This window comes from Flavobacterium ginsenosidimutans (assembly GCF_037478105.1).
GTDB lineage: Bacteria > Bacteroidota > Bacteroidia > Flavobacteriales > Flavobacteriaceae > Flavobacterium > Flavobacterium ginsenosidimutans.
The window spans coordinates 2,471,539-2,494,336 of the sequence record NZ_CP147988.1; the positions used below are offsets into that span (position 1 = coordinate 2,471,539).

Annotated in this window: 5 protein-coding genes; 3 read left to right on the forward strand and 2 right to left on the reverse strand. The window is 36.6% G+C overall.

Features of this window, described 5'->3' with window-relative positions; genetic code table 11:
• Positions 1 to 64 precede the first annotated feature (64 nt).
• Positions 65 to 5,116, reverse strand: coding sequence for an Ig-like domain-containing protein (locus V6624_RS10975; protein ID WP_111282909.1), 5,052 nt, complete (start codon positions 5,114 to 5,116; stop codon positions 65 to 67).
• 408 nt (positions 5,117 to 5,524) lie between these two features.
• Positions 5,525 to 6,007 (reverse strand): regulatory protein RecX, encoded by a 483-nt coding sequence (locus V6624_RS10980; protein ID WP_338841766.1) that lies wholly within the window; start codon positions 6,005 to 6,007, stop codon positions 5,525 to 5,527.
• A gap of 391 nt (positions 6,008 to 6,398) precedes the next feature.
• Between V6624_RS10980 and V6624_RS10985 the strand changes: the two genes are divergently transcribed.
• The 3 genes from V6624_RS10985 to V6624_RS10995 all read left to right on the forward strand — a co-directional run bounded on the left by V6624_RS10985 (position 6,399) and on the right by V6624_RS10995 (position 22,771).
• The gene (locus V6624_RS10985; protein WP_338841767.1) at positions 6,399 to 11,753 is read left to right on the forward strand and encodes a T9SS sorting signal type C domain-containing protein; all 5,355 of its coding nucleotides are present in this window, start codon (positions 6,399 to 6,401) and stop codon (positions 11,751 to 11,753) included.
• A 150-nt stretch (positions 11,754 to 11,903) separates the two neighbouring features.
• Positions 11,904 to 15,761 (forward strand): T9SS sorting signal type C domain-containing protein, encoded by a 3,858-nt coding sequence (locus V6624_RS10990; RefSeq protein ID WP_239455542.1) that lies wholly within the window; start codon positions 11,904 to 11,906, stop codon positions 15,759 to 15,761.
• Between the two features lie 461 nt (positions 15,762 to 16,222).
• Positions 16,223 to 22,771 carry a T9SS sorting signal type C domain-containing protein gene (locus V6624_RS10995; protein ID WP_338841768.1) on the forward strand — a complete coding sequence of 2,183 codons (6,549 nt, stop codon included), beginning with the start codon at positions 16,223 to 16,225 and terminating at the stop codon, positions 22,769 to 22,771.
• Positions 22,772 to 22,798: the final 27 nt, after the last annotated feature.

The following is a 22,798-nucleotide window of genomic DNA, read 5'->3' on the forward strand; positions in this document are numbered from 1 at the left end:
GTTTTGATATGTAAAAATCCGACAGTGATTAATTGTCGGATTTTTGATTATGATTATAATCTCATTAGTTGAAAATTACTTTTTTCGTGACAGTATGGCCATTTTCTAAAATAACTTTTACTAATAAAACTTGATTGCTCGATTGTAAATTGCTTATCTGCAATTCGTTTGAATCGATTTTACTTTTGTTGTATAACAACTGACCTCCAATGTTATAAATCTGTACTTCTTCTATATTTTCAGAAGAGGTTACTTTTACAACTTTTGATTTTACAGAGACTAAAACACTGTTTTCAAGATTTTCAAAATCATCAGTGCCTAAAGTTTTATTCGTGTATTTAAGAGTAAAACGATCTGTAAAAGTTCCTGTAGCCGTAGTGAAAGTATAATTTGAACTACGCAAATCAGTTATGATTCCAGTTGTTTTGTCTTCCAAATAAACAGCTTGTGTGTCAAAAAATCCATCAGCGTGATCAATAGCAATTGTAAATTCGCCAGCAATAGTTGTTTTATATCCTAACGGAATTACTTCTGTATTGTCAAATGGAAGCGCGCGTCCTTGAATTGTCAATTTTTTAGATTCATTAATACTATAAAAATCAACGTAAGTATTACTGTTTAAAGTCGCTGCATCATAATCAATATCCCATCCGTTTGTTGCGCCTTCTGCATATCCTATTAAAGTTTGTTTAAAAGCACTTTCGCTATTTTTTAAATTTAGCCATAAACGATTTCTTTCAGAGCTTTCAGTAGTTTTAAAGAATGTTTTATTATTTGCTTTAAGACGTAAGTCGTTTGTAAATAACACAGAACTTATCGTTGGTTTTACAAAGAATCCTTGGCCAGCTGCAATATATCCTGTTGGTGTAGCACCTCCCGAATTTGCTTGAACTCCACCCATTTTGCTATAGGTTGCGAAATCGGCACTATCGTAAGTATACACATTACTTCCTTCTGCTTTTGATGGTGGTGTATTGTGTGTCCAGAAGTATAATGCTCCTAGACCATCATTATTCGAAATTAAATCGTAAGCATTTATTGCAGATGGGTATGGATTTCCAATAAAGCTCGATTTTCCAGCTGCTAGATTAACAGAAATATCTCCATTATTAGGGGTTCCATAGAATTGTCCTGTAAAATCAGCTGGTGTATTGATATCAAAAGTCTGTGGTGCTCTTACACTATAACCTTCTCCAACACCCATAACCATGGTTCCGTTGTAATTGGTAATCCATTTAGAATCCCAATAGTAATATTTGTCATACAGGGTGTTTGGTGAGAAATCATGCAATGTAAAACTTGGATTGTCTACTGGTGATGACCAATAAGTCAAATCATAACGAGTTACATTTATAGTTCTTTGATATTCAAAAGCAGTTGCTTCTCCACTAAACATAGTTTTACTTGTAGAAGTCTGAAGAAGTGCTCCGCCACTCTGTATAAGTAGTTTTGCGCCTGTTCCAACAATGATATCCTCATCAACAGTCAATGTTACATCAGTTGGAACTGTTAGCGTATATCCTGCATTAACAGTACAAGAACAAACTGAAATGTCTGAACTTAGTGTGGTATTTCCGTTAATTACCAGAGTACTTCCGCTTGGAATAGTTCCTGTTCCGTTATAAACAGCATCAGTTTTTATAAAGTTAAATCCAAGATTAGCATCACCACCATCTTCTCTCAAACGAATTTCTACTCTTGAATTACTGTTTAAAGCATAAAGCTGTCCAGAATTTACTAAGAATGAAGCGTTATTCCATCCGTCTTGAGAAAATATCAAAACATCATCGATATAAATTTCAACAGCATCATCATGATTGCTATGTTCTATTTGATATTGTCCGCAAACAAAACCTTTACGTTTGTAAACCGTTGTAAAGTTGTCATTTGGTACTTGAGCTCCTTCCCAAATTGTTGCAGATGAAGGAGATTTATCTCTTGTCCAATAAGCAGTTGAGTAAATGTTTAAATGCGGATCAACATAATTTCCAGCATATCTAACATTTGTCAAAGTTAAATCATTACCAACATAGCCATATACATTCCAAACTTTATCCCCGTATTGAGTTGGGTCACCTTTTGGTAAACCAAAGTAAAAAGTAGTTCTTGAATCGCCTCCGTCTTCATAGTATTCAAGCACAAATTGATGATCACCAACACTTAAATTTGATGTGAAATAGTCATTTACATAACCGTGTCCATTCCATCTTGCAAAAACTTGCACACCATCGATATACAGTCTAATACCATCATCACTTCCTAAGTTAAAACCATATAAACCTGCTTCGGTTATTGTTGCAGTCATTTTGTATCGCACAAAAAATCTATCTGAAGGAGCAGTATCGCAGGCAAAATTTGTAGTTACACCCGAAATAGCGCCACTTCCATTATTTCTATCAAAGTTTTTACTTTCAGTTACAGTTCCAATATAAGTGGCAATACTGCTGCTTGGTAAATCAGGGAAAGTAATACTTGGCGGTAAAGCGGCATTATCTACTATTTTATAAACATATCCATTCCAAAGATTTGCTCCAAAAGCAACTTGATCTCCAGTCGGCGCACATGGCGGAGTAGTCACATTAACCGTTACAGTTGTAGTTGAGTAATTTGTACCATTTGAAATTGTATATTCAAATGTAGCAGTTCCTGTAAAACCAGGTGTTGGCGTAAATGTAATATTAGTTGTTCCATTAACTTGTACAGTTCCTCCAGTTGTTGGCTGTGTTGCTGTAATTGATGCTAACGGAGTGTAATTTTCGTCATTTGATAAAATCGGAATATTAATAGCTGTGTTCGAATTTGTAGATGCCGTATCTGGATTAGCAGTTATTAAGTTCGAAGGTTCTACAACACCGCTAAGAGTTGGTCCAACTTCTCCGCCATAATCATTTTTTATATTGAAATATCCATTATAAAGATTTGATACTGCATATGGATAGATTCTGATGTAAAATGTTTGATTAGTGCTACTTGAAACAGTTGTTCCAGTAGGGAAGTTTAGAGTTACTGTTGTATCGGTTCCTTTTACCGTTGCTGTTGCGCCTAATAAAACTGTACCATTGTCAGCGAAAGTTGGGTCTGTAGAATAACGCACTTGGATCATAGATGCTCCTTCATTGTTCGCGCCATTTCCGTTCCCGTTTCCATTCCCATTCCCGTTTCCTGCAGGAGAGAAATAGATGAATTTGAATTGTGTAAGTGTCAGTTTGTAATTCGCTTTAGGCGTAACACTCATCTGGACATATCTGTTGTAATCAATTGCTGTTGAGCCATTATTTTGCAATCCACTTAAATTAAAGTAATTGCTATAAATACCCATACTCCAGTTTGTGCCAGTTATGGTAAGATCATTTCCAATTATATTAGAATCTGTAACTACAGCTTTAGGCTGTTGCAACGCACCATTCCAAATAATTAATTTTGGACTAAGTTCAGTAACATATACTACAACAGTTGCAGTGGCAGTTTTAGTTCCGTTTGTTAAAGTGTACGTAAATGAAGTAGTTCCTGTGAAAGCTGTTGCAGGTGTAAAAGTGAAAATGTTATTATTTCTAGTAACAGTTCCAGCAGCCGTCGAAGGCTGTGTGAAAGTTATAGTTGCGCCAGCTGTATTCGTGTCATTCGTTAATGGATTAAATGAAATAGCTCTTTTTTCTTGTGTAGTAACAATATCGTCATTTGCATTTAAATCAGTTGTGTCATATTTTAAAACAGTTCCCGTAATTGTAGGAACAGTACCAGTGCTTTTTGTATTTGTATTTGCTAAAAATATTGGAGAACCATTATCTGTATTAGATTTCAATTTATAGCCATAAACACGCAATGTCAATTTTTCGCCAGCGTACAATGTGATATTAGATAAATCTAAAGATTTAGTCACTTTACCACTGCTAGTTGCTTCGTCAATAAGTAAATTACTTGTAGCAAAATTGTCTTTAGAATAACGCACTTGATATCTCTGAACGTAAAGATTGCTGTCGCCATTATACGTAAAATTAAATTTTGCTAGCTTAACTTTATAGCCTGTTTTAGCAGATGCTGTTAATTGGAAATATTTGCTTTCGTCAATGCTAAATTGAGTTGGCCATGAAGTTCCCTTAAACCCTTCATCATTTAAAGCTTGTAAAGTTATACCTGAGCCACCCGTTAAATTTTCTGCGCTCACTGCATCTGTAGATGCATAAATGGTTGGTGTAGTTGTTGTCGTGCCTTCCCATTTAACCAAATCAGATATTACAGGCGCTGTAACCGTTACATTTACTGTGGCTGTAGAAGTGTTTGTTCCGTCGCCAATCGTGTAAGTAAAAGAAGTTGATCCAGTAAAACCAGTTGCTGGTGTAAACTTTATTGTATTATCTGAATTTACAACAGCAGTTCCGTTTGCTGACTGAGTTGCAATTGCTACTGATGATATCGGGCTGTTAGCCTGAATGTCATTAGCCAAAACATTAATAAAAGTAAAATTGTTTTGAATAGTTGTAGCAGTATCGTTATAAGCTTGCAACGTAGGAACGTAGGCGCTTACTTTCCCATTTATTGTTGGCACTGTATATGTACCTCCAGAATTAATGTCTGTATGTGAACTCATTAATGCCCATCTAGCATCACTCCACCCTGTATTTCCTCGGTCGTACCCATAAAAACGAATGTACATTGTTTCACCAGGTAGAACAACAACTCCTGTTGGGAATGACAATGTTACGTTGGTTTTTGATGAAAGCACTGGACTTTGATCGTCTAGCAATAATGTTCCGTTTGAAGGAAATGAGCTGTCTTTAGAATATCTTACTTGATATTTTCTTGGCCCGCTACTTCCGTCATAAGTGTTATATGCATATTTTAAAGTGGCTAAATCTATTTTGTAACCAGCATTTGCTGTAACAGAAATTTGAATGTATTCGGATGAACTAATAAAATTTCCAACAGGCCAGTTTGTTCCAGTAAAACCAGCATAGTTAAGCGTAGTCAAATGGGTTCCAGACATATTAGCTGAAGTAATGTTCGAAACTAAGACGTTTGGAGCAAAGCCACTAGGTTGATCCCACTTTACTAAATCAACATTTTGAGCTAACGCGAAAAAAGGCAATAAAAAAAATAAAAGTAGAGTTCTCTTCATGTTAAATGTTTTCTATCAGTTTGTTATGCTGGCATAAGATTTTTTAGCCGTCGCAAAGATAGATACATCTACGAGCAGGGAATAGTTAGGGTTTTGATAACCTATATATAATCGATGAATTGTTAAAAAACTCGATGAACTACATTGAAAAATTTAATATTAGTCAATATTTCTTATAAAATGTTAAAAAATATTATAAGAATAATCGCAAGAAAAGATGTTTTTTTAGACTGTTTTTTGAGATTTTAGACTAAAAAACGTCAGATTTGCTATAAATTCTGCAAAATGGGAATAATTTATAACCAAAAGTTGTTTTAGGAAATAGTAGATTTTATTATAATTTTCAAGATCGATATATTTGATTTTAAAAGAGTTAGTAGAGAAGCTTTTTAAAAATAAGAATGAAAGCTAATTTTCTTCCAATTCTTTCACTTTTTCATAAACCAAATTGCTTTCAAAACCCCTACGTAGCATGTAGTCACAGAACTTTTTACGCTTTTTTAGAGTATCACTTTCTGATAAATTATTCCAGCATCTTTCAGCAAGATTTTCAAAGGTTTCAAAATATTCTTCAGAGGTAATTTCCTTTAAAGCCAAAGTGATGTTCGTCGAGGAAATGTTCCTTGCTTTAAGTTCGTTTGTAATTCTAATTTTTCCCCAACTTTTGATTCTGTGTTTGCCTCTTGCAAAGCTGCAGGCAAAACGAGTTTCATTTAGAAAATTTCCCTCGATCAGTTGTACGACAATACTTTCAATCTCATCCGGCGTCATTTTTAAGCTATATAATTTTGCAATAACTTCTTCATGACATCGTTCTTGGTAGGCACAAAAATGTTCAAGTTTTTGTAGCGCTTCTTTGGGAGTAAAAGTGTTATTCGTCGGTTTTTTCATGTGTTTTAACGTTTAATTGTAGTAATTGTCAATTAGTTGTAAAATAATTCTAAAATTTGTTAAGAAATAAACAAAAGAAATAAATTATAACCTTGCGTGTTAGGCTAATTTAAATATTTTTGTATGTGATTTTAACAGTTTCAGATTGGCCTAAAAGTCAACATTTTAACATTCTGATTCAGGTTTAAAATTAGAAGTTGTACTTCTCTTTTGAGATGAAGAAATGCCATTTTCTGCTTTTTAAGCAACCCAAAAACAAATTTAATACAAATACCTACTTCATATGATGAGAAAACTACTTTACTCGTTTTTATTGTCCCATTTTTCAAGATCTTTTCCCCAAAGATCATATACGCCAAGTTTAGGGCTATTTTGCCTGATGATGTTTTTTGTGTTTTCTTTTGCTAATGCGGCAACGCGAACTGCAACTTCAAGCGGTAATTGGAGTAGTACGGCAACTTGGGGTAATAATCCTATTCCAACTGCTGCAGATGATGTTATCATAAGCGATGGTGTTACAGTTACTGTAAATGTAAGTAATGCAGTTGCAAGCACACTTCAAGTAGGAAATGGAAATGGTATAGCTTTATTACAATTTAATAGTGGTTCTCAGTTAACGGTTACAAATTTAGTAACTATTGGTAGAGCTGGTAATAATAATCGTAGAGGAACTATAACTATGACCAGTGGTGGAACTTTAATTGCTGGAGGTCTTTATGTTGCAAATGGAGGAAGTAATACTTTTAATTCAGGAGCAGGTACAGTGCAATTAACAGGAACATATGTCTTACCAACAACAATATTTACAACATTCAATAATCTAACGGTAAGTTCGGGAACAACGACATTAGGAACTGGATTGACAATAAATGGAAATTTATCTATTACAGGAGGAGGTCTTACAGCAGGATCTAATAACTTGGTAATTGATGGGAATTTTACAAATGCAGGAACTTTTACACCTGGAACAGCAACTGTTACTTTGGATGGTGTAAACCAATCTTTCAATGTTACTAACTTTTATAATCTTGTATTCTCAGGAGGAGGAACAAAAACTTTCCCTACTTCAGCGGTTGCAATTTCAGGCAATCTTTCAATTGCTTCTGGAACTTTGGCCAACTTAAATACAAATACAGGACATACTGCAGGAACGTTAACACTTAATGGAACAGGGCAAAATAATGGCTCATACGGAAGTACAGTTAGTGCAGCAACTTTTAAAAATAGTACCTACTTTGGTACGAGTGCAACTGGGATATTAAATGTAAATACAGCGAGTTGTACAGCTGGTTATTGGACTGGTGCTACCAGTACAGATTGGAATACAGCGTCAAACTGGTGTGGAAATACAATACCAACGGCAACAACAGATGTAGTTATTCCATCAGGAACAACATATCAACCTACAATTGCTGCATCAACAACAGCTTTGACTAGAAATTTAACGATCAATAGTGGTGCAACACTAACGATGGCTAATAGTACAAGTGCTTTATTAAATGTAAGCGGGAATTTTACAAATAACGGAACATTTACTCCTGGAACAGCAGGAACAGTAACTTTCAACGGAACAAACCAATCAACAAATGTTACTAGCTTTTATAATTTAGCAATCTCTGGTTCAGGAACATTAACTTTTACTGCGGCAACGAATGTGGCAGGACTTTGGTCTGTTTCTAAAGGTGCAAAAGCAGCTTTGGGATCTTATTCACATACTGCAGGAGTATTGACGTTAGCTGGTGTTGGACCTTTAACTTCTACATGGGGAAGTACTTCTTCAAACCCAACTGCTGTAAATACAAATGATACTTTTTTCTCTACAGGAAATACAGGTAGAATAACAGTTTCAGGTACACCACCATATCCAGCAATTGATAATAATTATGCATCTTATGGTACTACTGGACAAGTAACGGGTGTAAAAGGTGAGTATGAGGGATTATTAACTTTAAGTGCTCCTATTGGAAGTATTTTTATCAATGTGAAATTTGCAAGTTATGGTCTTCCAAATGGAACAGCACCAAATTTTACTATTGGTTCATGTCACGCATATAATAGCCGTTCTGTAACTACTGATTTATTGGGTAATACATCTGCAACAATTCCTTCATCAGGTTCTTATAATGCAACATTTGGAGATCCTTGTTATGGAATTGAAAAGAAATATTATGTTGTTGCAACTTATTCTACTCCTATTTGTGCAGGAACAAATCCTGGGACTATTACAGGATCTACACCAACAGGAGGTAATGGGTCTTATAGCTATTTATGGGAAGTAAGTACGACTAGTGCACTTACTGGATATACTGCCGCTCCTGGTGTAAATAATGGAAAAGATTATACCATTACAGGAGTAGTTAATCAAAAAACTTTTTATAGAAGAACTGTTACATCTGGAATTTATTCGGATGAGACTATTGTTATTGTAGTTACCAATACTTTAGCAGAAATATCAGCTCCAACTTCGGCATCAACAACTGCCAGTACTATTTGTGCGGGTACACCAATTACATTAACTGTGAATGGAGGTAATATGGGAACAAATACAGGAGGGTATGCAGAATGGACTTCAGGAAGTTGTAACGGTACTTTGGTCGGAAGATCAACACTGGCTAACGGTTCATTTACAGTAACTCCGACGGCGAATACTACTTATTATGTTAAATATAAAAATGCATGTGGAGAGACTGCTTGTGGAACTCCAGTCGTAATAAATAATACAACTTCTGTTACAGTTACACCAGCTACACTTAGTTCTACTATGTGTCAACCTTCTGCTATCACTAATGTAGCAATTGGTTATTCAGCAACTACTGGAAGTCCTGTAAATTACAGTATAGCTTGGGATGCTGCAGCAATTTCTGCTGGATTTGCAAATAAAACGAATGTTGTGCCTAGTCCAGGCTTTACTTCTGGAGGTGGAGCAGGTTCAATTTCTAACGCTATTAATGTACCTGCGAATGTTGCTGCAGGAACATATACGGCGGCATTTAGTGTTAGTAGTGCAAGTTGTACGAGCTTTGGTACTACCATAACTGTAGTTGTTAATCCAAATCTTCCAGCAAGCGTAAGCATTGCAGCTTCACCAAGCGGAGCGATCTGTGCGGGAACTTCAGTAACATTTACAGCCACACCAACCAATGGCGGAACTACTCCAACATACCAATGGTATAATGGTGCAACAGCTATTTCTGGAGCTACAAATTCAACTTATACAAGCACAACATTAGCAAATGGCAATTCAATTACAGTTGTAATGACTTCAAACGCATCACCGTGTTTGACAGGAAGTCCAGCTACATCTAATGCCATTAATATGACTGTTAACCCAAATCTTCCGGCAAGCGTAAGCATTGCAGCTTCACCAAGCGGGGCGATTTGTACAGGAACTTCAGTTACATTTACAGCCACACCAACCAATGGCGGAACTACTCCAACATACCAATGGTATAATGGTGCAACAGCTATTTCTGGAGCTACAAATTCAACTTATACAAGCACAACATTAGCAAATGGCAATTCAATTACAGTTAGAATGACTTCAAACGCATCACCGTGTTTGACAGGAAGTCCAGCTACATCGAATGCCATTAATATGACAGTAAATCCAAATATTCCAGCAAGCGTAAGCATTGCAGCTTCACCAAGCGGAGCGATCTGTGCGGGAACTTCAGTAACATTTACAGCCACACCAACCAATGGCGGAACTACTCCAACATACCAATGGTATAATGGTGCAACAGCTATTTCTGGAGCTACAAACTCAACTTATACGAGTACAACATTAGCAAATGGCAATTCAATTACAGTTGTAATGACCTCAAATGCATCACCATGTTTGACAGGAAGTCCAGCTACATCGAATGCTATCAATATGTCAATAAACGAAATCGAAACTACTCCAACAGTTGGAACAATCACAGCAGTAAATTGTTCAAATTTAGGCACTGTAGTTTTAAGCGGTCTTCCTTCAGGAACATGGAAAATCAATCAATCTGGAACAGTAAATGGAACTATTAATAATTCTGGATCATCTTATACTATTACAGGATTAATCGAGGGAACGTATACTTTTACAGTTGAAACAAGTACTACTTGTGTATCAAACCCAACGGGATCAGTAGTAATAGGAGACAACTCTTCAACTGTTTGGAATGGTAATACTTGGTCTAAAGGAGATCCAGATAGCACTAAAAGTATTGTAATTGCATCAGTTACTCCTAATCAGCCTTTCTCAACTGTTACGCCAGTTGTAAATGGTTGTTCATTGACAATTGATCCAGGAGTAATAGTTACAGTTCCAACTGGATTAACCTTAAGAATTACAAATGCTGTAACAACAAACGGACAGCTGATATTTGAACATAACTCAAGTCTGATCCAGACTACCAATGCGGTCAACACCGGAGAGATTGTCTACAAAAGAGAGACATCAGTGCGTCGATATGATCTTACATACTGGTCAACCCCAGTTACGAAATCAAACTTCACCCTGCACGATTTTTCGCCAAACACCCTTTATGACAAATACTACTATTATGATTCCGATCTAAAATGGGTGATCGATTACAACGGAAAAATGGATATGGCAATAGGAAGAGGATTCAGCATAAGAGCCCCTCAGACTTTTGACATCAACAGTCCGTCAGTTTTCACAGGAGAGTTTACAGGTATTCCAAACAACGGAGACATACCTGCGCCGGTTTCTCAGGGAAAATGGAACCTTGTGGGCAATCCATATCCTTCTGCTGTGGATGCAGTGGCTTTAATAAACGCCAATACCGATTTAGGCGCGCTGTATTTATGGACGCATAACTCGACTCCTACAAAACAGGCCGGAAGCAATGTATACACTTATGCCAGTGCAGATTTTGCAGTCTTCAACCTTTTGGGGGGTGCTGGAGGCGCAGAGCTTGACGGGCAGCAGTTCCAGGGATACATAGCGGCGGGACAGGGATTCATCTGCAAGCCGACCACTGCGACTCTGAACTTCACCAATGTAATGCGTGTGGACGGCAATAACACGCAGTTCTACAAAACTGCAAAAACAGAGAGTGTGGAGAAGAGCCGCCTTTGGATGACTCTGAGCAATACCGAAGGGGCCTACAAACAGGTTCTGCTTGGCTATGCGCAGGGAGCGACAAACGATATTGACGTCAACTACGATGCGGCAACGATGGGATCAAATTCTTATGTTGACTTCTACACCATCAACGGAACAAAGAAACTGACTATCCAAGGACGCGCGCTTCCTTTTGACAATACGGAAGTGATTCCGCTGGGATATAAATCAGCCATTGCGGGCGATATGACAATCGCAATTGACCAGGCGGACGGATTCTTTGACACCCAGGAAGTTTATCTGGAAGATAAGACAGCGGGAACGGTAACCGATCTTCGTGCCGGAAATTATACTTTCAATACAGCTATTGGAACCTTCACGGATCGTTTTACGCTTAAGTACACCAATAAAACTTTAGGGAATGAAGAGTTTGAGAATCTTGAAAACAGTGTTTTAGTTTCTGTAAAAAATCAAGTAGTAAAAATCACTTCTTCTCAAGAAACAATAAAAGAAGTAAATGTCTATAATATTGGAGCACAATTGTTATACAGCAAAAACAAAGTGAACGCATCAGAATTACAGATTACAAATTTACATTCTACTGATCAAGTAATCTTAGTAAAAGTGACTTTAGAAAATGGATATACATTTACTAAAAAAGCTATTTTTTCGAACTTGAAATAATAAATTTTAAATATATTTTTTGAAGCCCATTCTTTTTTAGAATGGGCTTTTTTATGGTTGAAATATCCCTAAATCTTGGTATTGTGTAAACTATTAAGACTTTTTAATTTTAGTTTAATTCTTACAAATATTAACTTTAATTATATTGTTTTGATTAAAAAGTTACTCAGCTTTCTAATTCTACTTCCTTTATTAGCGAGCAATCAGATATTAGCGCAGCAAGGAAAGCTAGATAATACTTTTAATGTGATTGATGATGGACAAAATGGAGATGGTTTCAGTGATCCCGTTAGAACTCTTCTTTTACAGAAAGATGGTAATTTAATTGTTGGCGGTGATTATTCAAGTTTAAACGGGCATCCGGTCTCTTATATTACCCGTTTATTTCCCGACGGATCAATAGATGATACTTTTAATACAGGCACTGGTTTTAATGGTAAAATTTATGCCTCCTATTTGCAGGAAGACGGTAAAATTATTTTAGCTGGAAACTTTACGAGTTATAATGGAATAAACGCAGGAAGAATAATTCGATTAAATCCAGATGGAACTTATGATCCTACTTTCAATACCTCAATCGGAGCTACAACTGGAATCATTTATGATATTGCATTGCAATCTGACGGAAAGATAATTATCGTTGGAAGCTTTACAAAATACACAAATGTTACTGTAAATAGAGTGGCACGTTTATTTCCAAATGGAACACTCGATTCTTCATTTTCTACAGGCAATGGATCGCTATTAAATATTACACATGCAAAGATTACTTCTGATGAAAAAATAATTCTTACTGGCAACTTTGTTTCCTTTAATGGAACTCCGACAAATAGAATCATACGTTTGAATCCTAATGGAAGTTTTGACGCTAGTTTTAATATTGGAAGCGGATTTGACGATGACGTTAATGCTATTGTTTTGCAATCGGATAATAAAATTATTCTAGGTGGAAATTTTACAAGTTTTAATGGTAGTCCAGCCAATCGAATTATTCGTTTAAACGCCGACGGAACAAAAGATGAAAGCTTTTTATCAGGATCAGGTTTTAGTAAAGCAGGGGTTCAGGTAATAAAAATTAATTCAAATGGCGACTTAATGGTCGGAGGTTCTTTCACTGGTTTTTATAATAGTGCTGAAGTTAATAGATTGGTTTTTCTTAATGCAGATGGCACTTTAAAATCAGATTTTGATATTGGTTCAGGACCAGGTTCCGCTTCTGTTTTGAGCCTAGAATTTGACGAAGAAGGGAATTGGTTCATTGGAGGATCTTTTTCTGTTTTTAATGGACAAAATCAGGGCAGATTAGCTAAAATTGGTAATGATGGAGAACATGATATTGCTTACTTATCTTCAGGAATTGGTTTTGATAATTCTGTACTTAGCATTTTACCACTTCCAAATAAGAAAATAATCATTGGAGGAAATTTTAATAAGTTTAATGATGCGCCAGTTTCAAAAATAACTTGTCTTTTAGAAGACGGTTCTTTAGATGCATCTTTTAATGTTGGAAATTCAGGTGCAGATAATTTGGTGAAAGCAGCCGCATTGCAAGATGATGGAAAGATAATTATTGGAGGAAAATTTAAAAAGTACAATGATATGATTCATAATAGAATCGTTAGGATTTTTGCAGATGGACAAATCGATGATTCTTTCAGAGCTGGCGAAGGATTTGATGAGCAGGTTTATACAATAGCCATACAGCCTGATCAAAAAATAATTGTAGCAGGGAAATTTGCAAAGTATAATGGATCAAAAGAAAATGCAAATAAAATTGTAAGACTCCTTCCCGATGGATCAAAAGATTTACAGTTTAATATTGGTTCTGGTGCCGATGATATTATTGAAACAGCGGTTGTACAGGCTGATGGAAAAATTCTTTTAGGCGGTCACTTTAAATTTTTTAACGGATTGCCATTTGCGGGATTAGTCCGTCTAAATTACGATGGAAGTATTGATCAGAGGTTTAATATCGGAAACGGTTTTGATAAGTATGTTTATGCCATTGCTTTACAATCGGATCAAAAGATTATTGTTGGAGGCTCGTTTTTAACTTTTGATGGTGTTTCGCAAAAGAGAATTACTCGGTTAAATAGTAACGGAAGCCTTGATACAACATTCGATTCAGGTTCGGGTTTTTCCAAAGGAGATGTGCGCACTATTTTGATACAGCCTGATGATAGAATATTACTTGGAGGTGCATTTTCGGGAACTTATAAAAATGTCAAATGTTCAAAATTGATGCGATTACTTCCGTCGGGAATTTGTGATGAATCATTTACCGCACCTTTGAACAATACACTTTTTGCAATGAAATTTTCTGAGGATTATAGATTGATAATTGGCGGAAATTTTAATTCAGTTAATGGAATTTCAAAGCATAGAATTGCTCGTTTAAAACTTTGCGTAAATACGACAATTTGGAACGGAACTTCTTGGTCAAATGGATTTCCTTCTGCTGGAAAAGATGTATATTTTAAAGAGAACTTTCCTAATTTAACTACAACTACCGTTTGCGGTTGCAATATTGACCAAGGTAAAACAGTAACATTGTTAGAAAAAAATACTTTAGGAATTGAATTTGCTTACACAGGTTTTGGTACTCTGGTTTTGGAAGATTCTGCTAGTTTATATCAGTCAGATGATGATATGGTAAATAATGGAATTATTCATTTAAAAAGAAAAACAAAACCTGTTATACGTTATGATCTCACTTATTGGTCTTCTCCAGTAAACAATCAAAAAATGATAGATTTCTCACCCAATACACTTGTAGATAAGTTCTATTGGTATGATCCCTATACGCGTTGGAACATAAATTATAATGGGACAATGGTTATGGCTCCGGGACAAGGATATAACATAAGAGCTCCTCAGAATTTTTCGATAACAGAAAGAGAAATATTTGAAGGAGTGTTTAAAGGAGTTCCAAATAATGGCAAAGTAGAAGTTGAATTTATAAAAGAAAATGGAGCTTATTTAATTGGAAATCCCTATCCATCTGCGATTAGTGCAGATGAATTCTTGAAGCAAAATTCTCAGAAAATTAAGGGAGGATTATATTTTTGGACACACAATACTCCACCAGCAAATTATCATTATTCAAGAGATGATTTTGCAGTATATAGCCTTTTAGGTGGTGTTGGCACAACTCCGGCTTTGAATTCTGGTGTTAGTAACGATGCTCCAGATGGCACGATAGCTTCGGGACAGGCATTCTTTGTGCAGAATAATATGCTTGGTTTTGTTGAGTTTAATAATAGCATGAGAATTTCTGGTCGCAATGGAGCTTTTTTTAAGCCTTCTAAAAATTCAAAAATTGAGGATGAAGCTAGTAAACAGCGTTTTTGGCTGAACCTAAAAAATGATGAAATGGCATTTAAGCAAATATTACTTGGCTATGCAAAAGGCGCTTCAAATGGTTTGGATTTAAATTATGATGCAAATTATTTAAGCTCAGATCAGGTTGTTGATTTTTATAGTATTGTTGATGATAAAAGATTGGTCATTCAAGGCAAGGCTTGGCCATTTACAGAAAACGATTCTATTGTTTTGGGGTATAAAAGCACCGTTAAAGGCAGTTTGAAACTAGAGCTTGATCATGAAGACGAATTCTTTAATGGAATAATTATATTTTTAGTAGATAAAACTTTAAATAAACTTCATAACCTTAGCGAAAGCGCTTATCAATTTGACTCTGATATAGGAACTTTTAATAGTCGCTTTTTAATCATTTATGCCAATAATACTTTAGGAAATAAAGCTCCTGAAAAGAATTTGAATGATCTAATACTTTCAGTTAAAAATAGAACCATTCAGATTGAATCTTTCAAAGAGAATTTTAAGGAAATTGCAATATTTGACATTTCGGGAAACCAATTGTATAGAAAAGAAAATCTCGAAACAAATAAATTTTCTATTCAAAATCTGTTTTCTTCTCATCAGGTTTTATTAGTTAAAGTTTTTTTTGAAAATGGAAGTTCAACTTCAAAAAAAGTGATTTTTTAAACCATAGAACAAGTTCGCATTAAAGCCTTTCGCAAAATTTTGTGAAAGGTTTTTGTAAATTCAGTATTTATTGCGTAAAATATTGATAATTAAGCAATTATTGTTGTTAAAAATTCAAATTAACAGTTTTTTCTTATTTTTTGTGAATTTCAAGTTTTGAGTGTTAAAATTATATGTTTAATACTACAAGATGAATTTCAATGTAAATAAAATCGTACCTTGTTATGATATTTTGTCGATTAAAAGTAATTTATGTCGATTAAATGTTTACTTGTACAAGCCGTTTTATACTATTTTTTTTCTTCTACAATAGCAGTTTTAATACTGTTTTTTTATCTGCCTAAGTTTAATTCTAATATTGGAGGGATTCTTTAATTCTATAAAAAACCTTAATCCTTCTGAGTGAGCAATTAATCTTGTTTGAGTTTGAATTTATTTTTCAATTACTAAAATGCCACAAGATGAAAAAAGATTTACTTACTACACTGAATTTCTTCAGCATTTCAACTTTAAGAACTTACATTGGGAAAACATTAAATTCCAGTTGGAAGTTTAAATTTCTTCTAATTTTATTTTTCTCAATTTTTTATACTACTTCCAACGCGCAAATTGCTCACCCATTAACAGCTAGCGGATCTCTTCCTCTTCCTGCAGGTATGGATGTCGTTACTGTTGAAGCTTGGGGCGCTGGAGGTGCTGGAGGTGGAGCAAATGTGACACCCTTAGTAGGACGAAGCGGTGGTGGAGGCGGTGGAGGATCTTACGCAAGAGGAACTATTACGACAACAGGACTTTCAAGTTTGGATGTTGTAGTTGCACCAGCTACCTCAGGAGGAAGCGGTAATGGGGTTTCAGGAGGACCGTCTTATATAACAGGATTTACAGGGGTTTTTAATGCGCCAGGGGGGTCGGGAGGAAATGGTAATACCACAACGACTTCTACTCCAACTGGTGGAGCTGGAGGTACTGGAGCTATTGGAAATCTAGCAACAGCCGCAGGAGCAAATGGTACAAATGGAAATAGTGCAGCATTAAGCTTACTTCTTACGTCGGGTGCTGGTGGAAACGGAGCTAATTTTGGTTCAGGAGGAGGAGCTGGAGGAGTTGCGCAATCAACCGTAATATTAACAGATTTAGCAGGAACTAGTGGTGCAGCTAGCGGCGGAGGCGGAGGCGGAGCGGTAAGTGCTAATGTTTCACAGATTGGGGGAAGTGGTGCAAGAGGTTCTGTTAATGTTACTTATACCTGTAAAACCTACAGCATAACATCACTATCAGCTACAAATGTTTGTACGGCTATAGGAACTAGTTCTCAAGTGCAATTGACAAGTACAGCCGCTGGTTTACCAGTTGGGACATATACGGTAAGCTATCATAGAAGCAGCCCTTCTGCTAATAATTTAACAGCGACGATGGTCGTAACAACAGCAGGATCTGGAAGTTTTACTGCGACAGGATTTACCAATACAGGGAATAGTACTATTGTAGTGAATACTTTAACATCAGTAGATTGTACCTCTTCAATAGGTATGTCAACTCAAATTGCAATATCAGCACAGCCAACAATTACTTTAAGTGCTACTACGGCGGTATGTGCGAGTACTAGTGCACAAAGTACAACATTACCGTATAGTGCGGTTACTAATGCGCCAACAAACTATAGCATTACTTGGAATGCAAGTCCAGCCAATAGTTTTGCAGCTGTTACTAATGCAACTTTACCATCGAGTCCGATCAATATTGCTATTCCTGCAGGAACTGCTGCGGGAACTTATACAGGATCGCTTACTGTAAGCAATGTAGCATGCGTATCTACGGTAAATAATTTTACTGTTGTTGTAAATCCTTTACCCACAATAACGTTAGGTGCTACTACTGCCGTATGTACAAGTGCAAGTGCACAAAGTACAACATTGCCTTATAGCGCAACGACAAATTCGCCGACAACTTATAGCATTACATGGAATGCATCGCCGACAAATACTTTTGCAGCTGTTACAAATGCAGCGTTACCGTCAAGCCCAATCAATATTCCAATTCCAGCGGGAACGGTAGCTGGCACCTACACAGGAAGCTTAACAGTACGAAACGCAAATGGATGTGTATCTGCAGTTAATAATTTTACAGTAACAGTTAACCCGCTTCCTACTATTACTTTGGGAACGGCAGCGGTTTGTTTTAATGCATCAGCACAAACGGCTAATTTGAGTTATAGTGCAACTACAAATACGCCTACAACTTATAGCATAACGTGGAATGCATCTCCTGCTAATAGTTTTGTAGCAGTCACGAATGCAACGTTAACCTCTAGCCCGATCAGTATTGCCGTTCCTGCCGCAACGCCAGTAGGAACATATACAGGATCATTGACGGTTAGAAATGCAAATGGCTGTGTATCTGCAACCAATAGTTTTACTGTTACAGTCAATGCCTTGCCAACAATTACGCTTGGAACAACGGGAGCAGTCTGTTCTAGCACTTCAGCTCAAACTACAAATCTGACTTATAGTGCTACAACAAATTCACCAACAACATACAGCATTGTTTGGAATGCAAGTCCGACAAATAGTTTTGCAGCAGTTACAGACGTTGCGTTACCAGCAAGTCCAATCAGTATTTCTGTACCTGCTAATACAGCTGCGGGGACTTATACAGGAACATTAACCGTAAAAAATGCCAATGGATGTGTATCTGCAGGAAATAGTTTTACAGTGACAGTTAATCCGCTTCCAACTATTACATTAGGAACAGCGGGAGCAGTTTGTTTTAATAGCTCTGCACAAACAACAAATCTGACTTATAGTGCTACGACAAATACGCCTACTACGTACAGCATTACTTGGAATGCGAGTCCAACGAACACTTTTGCAGCGGTTACTAATGCAGCATTAACAGCAAGTCCGATTAGTATTGCAGTTCCAGCAGGCACAGCAGCAGGAACTTATACAGGAAACTTAACTGTCCGTAATGCAAATGGATGTGTCTCTACAGTCAATAATTTTACAGTTACAGTTAATCCGCCACCGACTATTACATTGGGTACGGCTGGAGCAGTCTGTTTAAGCACTTCGGCACAAACAACAAATTTGACTTACAGTGCGACAACAAATTCGCCTACTACATACAGTATTGTTTGGAATGCAAGTCCGACAAATAGTTTTGCAGCCGTTACAGACGTTGCGTTACCAGCAAGTCCAATCAGTATTTCTGTACCGGCTAATACAGCTGCGGGGACTTATACGGGAACATTAACTGTAAAAAATGCCAATGGATGTGTATCTGCAGGAAATAGTTTTACAGTAACTGTTAATCCTTTGCCAACTATTACATTAGGGACAGCGGGAGCAGTTTGTTTTAATAGCTCTGCACAAACAACAAATCTGACTTATAGTGCTACGACAAATTCACCAACGACTTATAGCATTACTTGGAATGCGAGTCCAACGAACACTTTTGCAGCGGTTACTAATGCAACATTAACAGCAAGTCCGATTAGTATTGCAGTTCCGGCAGGAACAGCAGCAGGAACTTATTCAGGAAACTTAACTGTCCGTAATGCAAATGGATGTGTCTCTACAATCAATAATTTTACAGTTACGGTCAACCCGCCACCGACTATTACATTGGGTACGGCTGGCGCAGTTTGTTTAAGCACTTCGGCACAAACAACAAATCTGACTTACAGTGCGACAACGAATTCGCCAACAACATACAGTATTGTTTGGAATGCAAGTCCGACAAATAGTTTTGCAGCCGTTACAGATGCGACATTAACAGCAAGTCCGATCAGTATTTCTGTACCTGCCAATACCGCTTCAGGAACTTACACAGGAACATTAACAGTAAAAAATGCAAGCGGATGTGTATCTGCTGGAAATAGTTTTACAGTTACCGTCAATCCGCTACCGACAATTACGTTGGGTGCGGCAGGAGCAGTTTGTCAAAATGCTTCTGCACAAACTACAAATTTAACTTACAGCGCTACCACAAATTCTCCAACTTCTTATAGCATTACTTGGAATGCAAGTCCGACGAATAGTTTTGTAGCAGTTACAGATGCGGCATTAACAGCAAGTCCGATTAGTATTGCAGTTCCGGCAGGGACAGCAGCAGGAACGTATACAGGAACCTTAACAGTAAAAAATGCAAATGTATGCGTCTCTACAGTTAATAATTTTACGGTTACAGTCAATCCACTACCGACTATTACACTTGGAACGGCAGGAGCAGTTTGTCAAAATGCTTCTGCACAAACAACAAATCTTAGTTATAGCGCTACCACAAATTCGCCAACAACTTACAGTATTACATGGAATGCAAGTCCTACTAATAGTTTTGCAGCCGTTACCAATGCAGTTTTATCAGCAAGTCCAATAAGTATTGCAGTTCCAGCAGGAACAACGGCAGGCACATATACAGGAAATTTAACGGTTCGAAATGCTAATGGATGTGTTTCAGCAGTCAATACATTTACAATTGTAGTTAATCCTCTTCCGACTATTACAACGTCGGGCGCTTTGACCGTATCTTGTCAAAGTACATCGGCACAAACTACCTCTTTAGTATATTCAGCGACAACTGGATCACCAAACAGTTACTCAATTGATTGGGCAACTATAGCCGACCAAGGAGCAACAACTTTTGCATTTACTTCTGGGGCAGGCAGTATAAATAATATAAATATACCTGCAAATACACCTGCCGGAACTTATAGTGGTGTAATGACAATTTCGACAGTAAATGGATGTTTGGCAACACAAGCGGTTTCTTTAACAATCAATGCTGTTCCAACTATAACAACATCAGGAACGTTTACTCCAGTCTGTCAAAGTTCATCAGCTCAAACAACTTCTTTAGCTTATACTGCAACAACTAATTCGCCAATAAGTTATTCGATTGATTGGATTGCTTTAACAGATCAAGGAACTACACCTTTCGTTTTTAGCTCAGGATCAGGAAACATTGTAAATGTAAATGTTCCGGCAAATACGCCAGCTGGAACTTATAATGGCGTTATGACAATTGTAACCGCAAATGGATGTCCAGCAAATCAAGCAGTTTCTTTAACTGTAAATGCTGTTTCTGCTGCGCCAACGGCTTCAGCAACACAACAGCCAAGTTGCCAGAATAATTTTGGTATAATAACCGTGACATCACCAGCATCTGGAACAGGTTATTCTTATAGTATTGATGGAGTAGATTTTAGTAATACTTCGGGAATATTTACAGGTTTAGCGGCGGGTTCTTATACGGTAAAAGTGAAAAATAATGCATCAGGTTGCGAATCGCCGTCCACTCCAATTGTTATTAATCCATTAATTAGTAAAGTTTGGAATGGAAATGTAGATGCCAGTTGGGGAAATGCCGCAAACTGGACTCCAGCTGGAGTTCCTCTTGCTTCAGACTGTGTTGAAATTCCAGATGTAGCAACCAATCCAATTATTTCTGGAACAGATGGAACTTTTTTTGCTAATAGAATAACTATTGAGAATAATGGTTATTTAGTAGTAGAAAGCACCAACACACTTACAGTAACAAATGAAGTAAATGTAGTAGGAAACGGAGTTTTTATTTTTGAAAACAATTCTAGTTTAGTTCAAATTTCAGATGCAGTAAATACTGGAAATATTACCTATAGAAGAAATACAAAACCAGTTAGACGTTATGATCTTACCTATTGGTCTTCTCCGATAACTCGTGTGCCAGCGTTTACTTTACATGATTTGTCACCAAATACACTTTATGACAAATTTTATAAATATGATCCAGTAGCAAGATGGATAATAAATTATAATGGAACTCAAGAGATGGTTAAAGGAAATGGATACAATGTTAGAGCTCCTCAAATTTATGATATAAATTCAACTCAAATCTATACAGCTGAATTTGTTGGAGTCCCTAATAATGGAACTATTTCTGGGCCAGCTGCTGTAGCAGAAAAATCTAATTTATTTGGAAATCCATATCCATCAGCAATTTATGCTGATCAGTTTATACATGATAACGCAGCTAATATCTATGGGACTTTATATTTTTGGACACATAATACACCTCCTAGTGCAAGTCCAGGATCTAACGTTTATTCTTATAGCAATGATGATTTTGCGATTTATAATCTTTCAGGAGAAACAACAGTTGGCGGATTAACAGGTGTAGGCGCAACCACTCCTGGAAATCAAGAAGCACCTTCGGGTTACATAGCGGCTGGACAAGGATTTTTTGCAAAAGCAAGAACCAATCAAAGCGTTGTTTTTACAAACTCAATGCGTGTCCCGGGTCGTAATACTCAATTTTATAAATCTTCGGCTGTAACGGCAATCGAAAGACATCGTGTGTGGTTAAATATGACCAATACACAAGGCGCTTTTAAACAATTGCTAATAGGTTATGCCGCTGGAGCAACAAATTCTTGGGATAATAATTTCGATGCATTATCTATGGATGCAAATCCTTACCTAGATTTTTACAGTATTAATGAAGGTAAAAAACTTGTAATTCAAGGTCGTGCACTTCCTTTTGTTGTAACAGACACTGTAACTTTAGGATATAGATCGGCGATTCAAGGAGATTTCACAATTGCAATACACAATAGCGACGATAATTTGAGTACCCAAGACATCTATCTTGAAGATAAGACAGCAAATATTATACATAATCTTAGATCTGGTGGCTACACATTTTCGACAACTACAGGAGTTTTTCCTGATCGTTTTATGTTGCGATATATTAACCCTGAAATTGTTTTAGGGAATGATGATTTTGAAGGTTCTGATAACAGAATTATAGTTTCTGTAAGAGATAAAAATATAAAATTACAGTCTACTTTAGATCAAGAAAATCTCCAAGAAACTGCTATTTATGATGCTGGAGGAAAATTGTTATATCAAAAGAAAGGCATTAATAATAGGGAATGGACAATTACAAATTTCCAATCGGGACCTCAGGTCTTGCTCTTAAAAATAACTACGGAAGATGGGAAGACCGTCTCGAAAAAGATAATTTTCCAATAATAAAAAGCGGTTGAGAATTTTAAAACT

Bases quoted from the DNA above. Each gene is read 5' to 3' on its own strand.
- V6624_RS10975 (WP_111282909.1), bottom strand. From the start codon at position 5,116: ATGAAGAGAACTCTACTTTTATTTTTTTTATTGCCTTTTTTCGCGTTA.
- V6624_RS10980 (WP_338841766.1), bottom strand. From the start codon at position 6,007: ATGAAAAAACCGACGAATAACACTTTTACTCCCAAAGAAGCGCTACAA.
- V6624_RS10995 (WP_338841768.1), top strand. From the start codon at position 16,223: ATGAAAAAAGATTTACTTACTACACTGAATTTCTTCAGCATTTCAACT.